Below are 6,276 nucleotides of genomic sequence, written 5' to 3'. Positions count from 1 at the left end.
TCGCCGTCCTCGAACTCGCCGGTCTCTTCCGCGGACGATTCTTCCGTGGACGCTTCCTCGCCAGCTGCTTTGCGGCGACGACTAAACGGGAGCCCGAACCGCTTTCGGCGCGGAGCCGCCTCGCCGTCCTCGAACTCGCCAGTCTCTTCCGCGGACGATTCTTCTGTGGACGCTTCCTCGCCAGCAGCTTTGCGGCGACGACTAAACGGGAGCCCGAACCGTCTGCGGCGTGGAGCCGCGTCGCCGTCCTCGAACTCGCCGGTCTCTTCCGCGGAGGATTCTTCCGTGGACGCTTCCTCGCCAGCTGCCTTGCGGCGGCCTAAGCGGAGCCACAGCCGCCACCGGGACGGCTCGCCCGCCCCATCGGCTGGCTCTTCCGATGCCTCGGCTTCGGCTCGTTTGGCGGCACCCTGGCTCGCTCGTCGCGGTGATTTCCGCTTCGCCGGCAGGGGCTCCTCGGTAGCCGCGTCCCGCTCGCCCCGGCGGCGTCGCTGGCGGCTCGGCCGGCTGACCGGGACCAACTTGCGGAGTCGCTGACTCAGGGGCTCACTCGGCGCCAGCTTGCGGACTTCGCGATACAGCATCCTCAGGTAGATCACGACCGAAGTCAGAAAAATGCCTTGCCCGGCGAGCAGTGCGATCGGCAACCACGTGACCGCCGTCGCCGCTTCGAACCGCAACAGATTCCAGTGTGTCGCTGAAGAGATTCCAAACAGAGCCAGGGCGCAAATCATCGCCGCCGCCGCGGCCCGGCAGCGTGCCAGCTCCACCGACATCCGCAGCCCGAACGCAGCTCCACCGACCGAGAGCAGGAGCCGCACCCAATCCGCACCGGCCAACACATCCCGCTCCGCCAACACGACGTCGATCGCCGCACCCAGCCAACTCGCCAAATGCACGACCGCATCGAGGCTGGCCAGCAAGCACAGCACGATCGCGAGCCGCCACATGCGGTAATGCCCGCGGTAATCGTCGGCGCGGTAGCGACGGAGTTGGTAGATCAGAAAGGATCCGCCCGCCGCAGCGACCATCATCGCCGCCCCGAACCAGGCGCCAAAACTATCGGGCCGGTCCAGACGCAGGGGGCGAGCCAGCGGCGGGCGGAGAGCCACCGGCGGCCACCACAGCGCTGCCCAGTGCCCCAGTGCAAGCAGAACGACCGCTCCCAAAATGGCTGCGATGGCCGCCAGGAGCGTTCGCCGACGGACCGGAACAACTCCGAACAAGCGAGCCCGCAGCCGACGCTGGACGCGCCAGCCGTATGCAGCAACCGGCTTGCGGGCCCCCCGGAGCGACGCTTCGACAGCCGCCGTCCGCTGGCCCTGGGCCGGCGCATCGGCGGAATACCGTTGGCTGTAAATCACCAACCGGCGTCGATCGTCCAAGTGGGGGCGGCGTGCGGCAGGCATCGCAGGGTCTGCAAAAGGCGGCTGAGGGGGCGGCGAACGGTACCGAAATCCCGCCCCCAAAGCCACATCAACCCCACGTCTCCCAACCGGGGCCTCAGGCGAGCCAGTCGGTGATGACGCGGCCGCCGACGTCGGTGAGCCGGAAATCGCGGCCCTGGAAGCGGTGGGTCAGCCGCAGATGGTCGAGCCCGAACTGATGCAGCATCGTGGCGTGCAAGTCGTTGATGTGGACTGGCTTCTCGACGACGTTCCAGCCGATTTCGTCGGTCGCCCCATACACCTGCCCGCCTCGAAAACCTCCACCGGCCATGGCCATGCTGAAGGAATAGGGATGGTGGTCCCGCCCCGAGCCGACTTCGCGTTTGCCGCTGCGGTTCTCTCCCAGGGGCGTGCGACCGAACTCGGTGCCCCAGACGACCATCGTCGAATCGAGCAAGCCGCGCTGCTTGAGATCCTTGATCAAGGCCGCGATCGGCTGGTCCACGCAGCCCGCGTTGTACGGCAGCTCAGTGGGAATGTTGCTGTGATGGTCCCAGGAGGCATAGATGATGTTGACGAACCGCACTCCCCGTTCGATCAGCCGGCGAGCCAGCAAGCAGTTGCGAGCAAACCCCTTGTAGGTATCTCCTTGCTTGCCGCGGCCGCCGAGCCCCTCCGGCTCCGTGCGGTTCAGCCCATACGCTTCGATCGTCGCGGCACTCTCCTGCGACAAATCGATCAGCTCCGGTGCTGCCGTCTGCATCCGGTAAGCCAATTCATAGGACGCGATCCGGGCGGCGATCTCGGGATCGTGAACTTCGGCATACCGCTGGCCGTTCGCGTCGCGGAGTGCATCCAAGCCGGCCCGCTGCAGCTCGAGCGGAATTCCGGCCGGGTTGTTCAAGTTGAGAATCGGCTCCCCCTCGTTCCGGAACAGGACCCCGGCGTGGGTCGACGGAAGGAAGCCAGACTGCCACAGCGTGGCTCCGCCGGAGGAACCGCGGCCGCTGGTCAACACGACGTAGCCCGGCAAGTTCTGCGATTCGCTCCCGAGGCCATAAGTCAGCCAGGAGCCCATCGTCGGCAGCCCGAAACTCTCGCGGCCACACTGCATCATCAGCTGGCCGGGATGGTGGTTGAACTGGTCGGTGTGCAGCGAGCGAACGAGCAGCAGATCGTCGGCAACGCTTCCCAAGTGGGGCAGCAACTCGCTCAGCTCCATGCCGCACTGGCCGTGAGGCTGAAACTTGTAGGGCGAACCCTGCAGCAGCGCCTTGTCCTTCTTGATGAACGCGAACCGCACCGTCTCGAGCATCGATTCGGGGAGCGGCTGGCCGTGCCGCGTGTTGAGCACTGGTTTGGGATCGAACAGATCGATGTGCGAGGGAGCGCCCGCCATGAAGATGAAGATGCACGCCTTCGCCTGCGGCTCGAAGTGCGGCGGGCGCGGCGCCAGCGGATTGGCGAACTCCGTGGCGGCTCCGTGTGATAGGGCGGCTTCAGTCGACTCGGCTGCGGCGGCCGACAACACACCGTCCTCGGTGAGCATCGCTCCGATCGCGGCCATTCCCAGCCCACTGGCGGTCGTGTTGAGGAACTCGCGGCGAGTCCGGAGGGCGACGGGATCGACGGAGCGACCCCGGCTTTGGCGTGCGATCATCGGATTCTTCACGTCACTCGGCTTCAATCTCGCACAAGAAACTCGTCCAAATTCATCACCATCCGCAGCGTCACCACCCACGCGGCATGCTCGGCCGCGGCATTCTCGTCCGCAGCGAACTGGGCCGTGGGGAGTTCGGCGGTCGGATACTGCGACGCGACCGCCTGGGCATCGTCGGGATGGGCCGCGTAGTACTCTCGGGCCGTCTCCAGCAGAGCGTGGAAGCGATCGAGCTCTTCGCCGCGGGGCGTGCGGGCGATGCACAACTGGAGGGCGTAAGCCAACCGCGTGCGATCATCGCCGCCCCCCTCGGCGATCACCCGCTGCACGATCGCCTGAGCCGCTGCGACGAAGACTTGGTTGTTCAAGGTGGTCAACGCCTGCAGCGGCGTGTTGCTGCTTTCCCGCGCGAGCGACGTCGTGTTGGAATCGGGACAGTCGAAGCTGACTAGGTTGGGATGCGGAGCAGTCCTTTTGAAGAACGTGTACATGCCGCGGCGGTGTCCGTCTCCGCCGCTGCTCGTCCGCCACTTGAAGTTGTTCGCGTAGCTCAGCTCCGCCACTCCCGGCGGCAAGGGGGGAAACACGCTCGGGCCGCCCACTTCGTGGCTCAACAAACCGCTGGCGGCCAAGTGCAGATCCCGCACGATCTCGGCCTCGACGCGAACCCGGTTCTGCCGTGCGAGCAGACGGTTCGCCGGATCGATGCGCTGCAACTCCGGCCGATAGACCGATGCCTGACGGTACGTCGCGCTCAAGACGATCGTGCGGATCAGCGACTTTCGGCTCCACGCCATCGACCGAGGGAAATTCCACGCCAGCCAATCGAGCAACTCGGGATGCGACGGCTGATCGCCACGGACGCCAAAGTCCTCGACGGTGGCGACGATCCCGCTGCCAAACAGTCTGGCCCAGACGTCGTTGACCGCAACGCGCGGCACGAGCGGATGCTGGGGATCGACCAACCACCGGGCCAAGTCGAGCCGATCGGCAGACGGCTCCGCGTGCCGCGACCGCAGCGGATGGACTCGGCTGAGCACTTCCAGCACGCCGCTGGCCACTTCCTTCGCGGGCTGCAAGAAGTCGCCTCGCTCGAGAATCGTGGTCGTTCGCTCGGCAGGATTCAGCACTGCCATCTTGATCGCCGGAGCGGAAGCGGCCTCTGGCTTGAGCGCAACCAGCTCCTGCTCGCTCCGCACGACCTCGAGTTCCGCTTCGTCGGCAGAGTTGAAGAAGGCGAACAGCTGATAGTATTCGCGGTGGGTGATCTGGTCGTACTTGTGCGTGTGACAGCGGGCGCAGGTCATCGTCAGCCCCATCCAAACCGCCGCGGTCGTCTCGGTGCGGTCGAACGTGGCCTCGACGCGGAACTCCTCCTGGTCGGTCCCCCCTTCGGTATTGGTCAAGGTCTGTCGGTGAAAGGCGGTCGCCAAGCGTTGCCGCGGCGTGGCTTCGGGCAGCAGATCGCCAGCCAATTGCTCGATCGTGAACCGGTCGAACGGCAAATCGCGATTGATGGCATCGAGCACCCAGTCGCGGTACAGCCAAGCGTGGAGGCGAGCCCGGTCTTTCTCATAACCATCGGAATCCGCGTACCGTGCTCGGTCGAGCCAATGGCGTCCCCAGCGTTCGCCGAAATGGGGCGAGGCGAGCAACCGATCGACTAATCGCTCATAGGCGGCGGGCCGCGAGTCACGGACAAATGCGTCCACTTCCTGAGGCGTGGGTGGTAAACCGAGGAGATCGTAATAGAGCCGCCGGATGAGCGTTGTCCGATCAGCCTCCGGGGAAGGGTCGATGCCAGCTTGTTCCAGCCGGGCGAGCACGAAACGGTCGATCGGGTTGCGGATGTTCGCATCACTTTGCAGGCTGGGGAGCCCGGGTTTGCGGACCGGTCGGTACGACCAGTGCGGCTCGTACTCCGCTCCCTGCTCGATCCATTGCCGCAGCAGCGAAACCTGCTCGTCGCTCAGCGGCTCTCCGTCTGGCGGCATCCGCTCCGACAGATCGCTGCTGGTCACCCGCCGCAGCAGCTCGCTCTGCTCGGCGTCGCCTGGGACGATCGCCCGGGCCCCGGAATCGGCCGCAGCGGCGGCTAGCTCCGCGACGTCCAACCGCACTCCGCCTTCCGCCTCGTCCGGCCCGTGACAGAGCAAGCAGTGCTTGCTGATCAAGGGCTGAATGTCGCGTGAAAAGATGACGTCCCCGTTGCCCGCCGGGCCACGCTCAGCCGCCAATGCCCCATCCGCGGCTCGCAGCAGGCTCGGCGAGCAGCCGAGCAGGAAGAGCACGGCGAGAGTCGCGGCGTAGTTCATCGTTTCGTCGCCTCACTCGCCCTGCCGGTCCCAGAACAGATGGCAAACGCCCCAGCAGCAAGGCTATCGACAAACGGCGGGAAGTTCAAAGTTTTTTTGCTCCCAAACGGGGTCACAACCCTTCCTTCCTTTGCGGCGCCCGGAGTGCTCCCAAACGGGGTCACAGCCCTTCCTTCCTTTGCGGCGCCCGGAGAACCCAGGAAACCTACGGCGACGAGGAAACCAAGGAAGCTTGCACCGTCTTGCGAACCCCTCAGAAAGGCTGTGACCCCCTACGGGAACGCAGAGGCAATCTGGGCACAAAACCGGAGCTGAGAAAGCCAGCGAACCTGCGTCCTTTAGCGAACCTTCTCGCAGGGCTGTGACCCCCTTTGGGGCGCGCAGGGCTGTGACCCCCTTTGGGGCGCACAAACGGGGTCACGGCGCAAACGGGGTCACAGCCCGGGCGCAGGGTCACGGCGCAAACGGGGTCACAGCCCTTCCTTCCTTTGCGGCGCCCGGAGAACGTAGGAAACGTACGGCGACGAGCAAACCGAGGAAGTCTGCACCGTTTGGCGAACCGTCCAGAAAGGCTGTGACCCCTTCGGGGAGCGCCGCTTGGCGAACCCTTGAGAAAGGCTGTGACCCTTTCGGGGAGCGGTGACCCCATACGGGAACGCAGAGGCAATCTGGGCACAAAATCAGAGCTGAGAAAGCCAGCGAACCTGCGTCCTTTAGCGAACCTTCTCGCAGGGCTGTGACCCCCTTTGAGGCGCAAACGGGGTCACGGCACAAACGGGGTCACAGCCCGGGCGCAAACGGGGTCACAGCCCTTCCTTCCTTTGCGGCGCCCGGAGGGCGCAAACGGGGTCACAGCCCTTCCTTCCTTTGCGGCGCCCGGAGAACCCAGGAAACCTACGGCGACGAGCAAACC

The 6,276-nt window shown here is 65.5% G+C and carries 3 protein-coding genes; all 3 read right to left on the bottom strand.

The window, feature by feature from the left end; translation table 11 throughout:
* Nucleotides 1-1,409, bottom strand: a 1,409-nt coding sequence (locus GNK13_RS17985) for a hypothetical protein (protein ID WP_164103942.1), incomplete at its 3' end; no start/stop codon positions are given.
* Nucleotides 1,410-1,503: 94 nt separating this feature from the next.
* Nucleotides 1,504-3,048, bottom strand: a complete 1,545-nt coding sequence (locus tag GNK13_RS17980) for a DUF1501 domain-containing protein (protein WP_164103941.1) — start codon at nucleotides 3,046-3,048, stop codon at nucleotides 1,504-1,506.
* Nucleotides 3,049-3,071: 23 nt separating this feature from the next.
* On the bottom strand, nucleotides 3,072-5,363 hold the full coding sequence (locus GNK13_RS17975; protein WP_164103940.1) for a PSD1 and planctomycete cytochrome C domain-containing protein: 2,292 nt from the start codon (nucleotides 5,361-5,363) through the stop codon (nucleotides 3,072-3,074).
* Between the last annotated feature and the right edge of the window lie 913 nt (nucleotides 5,364-6,276).

Source organism: Candidatus Laterigemmans baculatus (genome assembly GCF_010367455.1).
In the GTDB taxonomy this organism is placed as follows: Bacteria; Planctomycetota; Planctomycetia; order Pirellulales; family Pirellulaceae; genus Laterigemmans; species Laterigemmans baculatus.
The sequence above is the reverse complement of the archived record's forward strand: the minus strand, read 5'-3'. Positions and strand labels throughout refer to the sequence as shown.

Bases quoted from the DNA above. Each gene is read 5' to 3' on its own strand.
- GNK13_RS17980 (WP_164103941.1), bottom strand. From the start codon at position 3,048: ATGATCGCACGCCAAAGCCGGGGTCGCTCCGTCGATCCCGTCGCCCTC.
- GNK13_RS17975 (WP_164103940.1), bottom strand. From the start codon at position 5,363: ATGAACTACGCCGCGACTCTCGCCGTGCTCTTCCTGCTCGGCTGCTCG.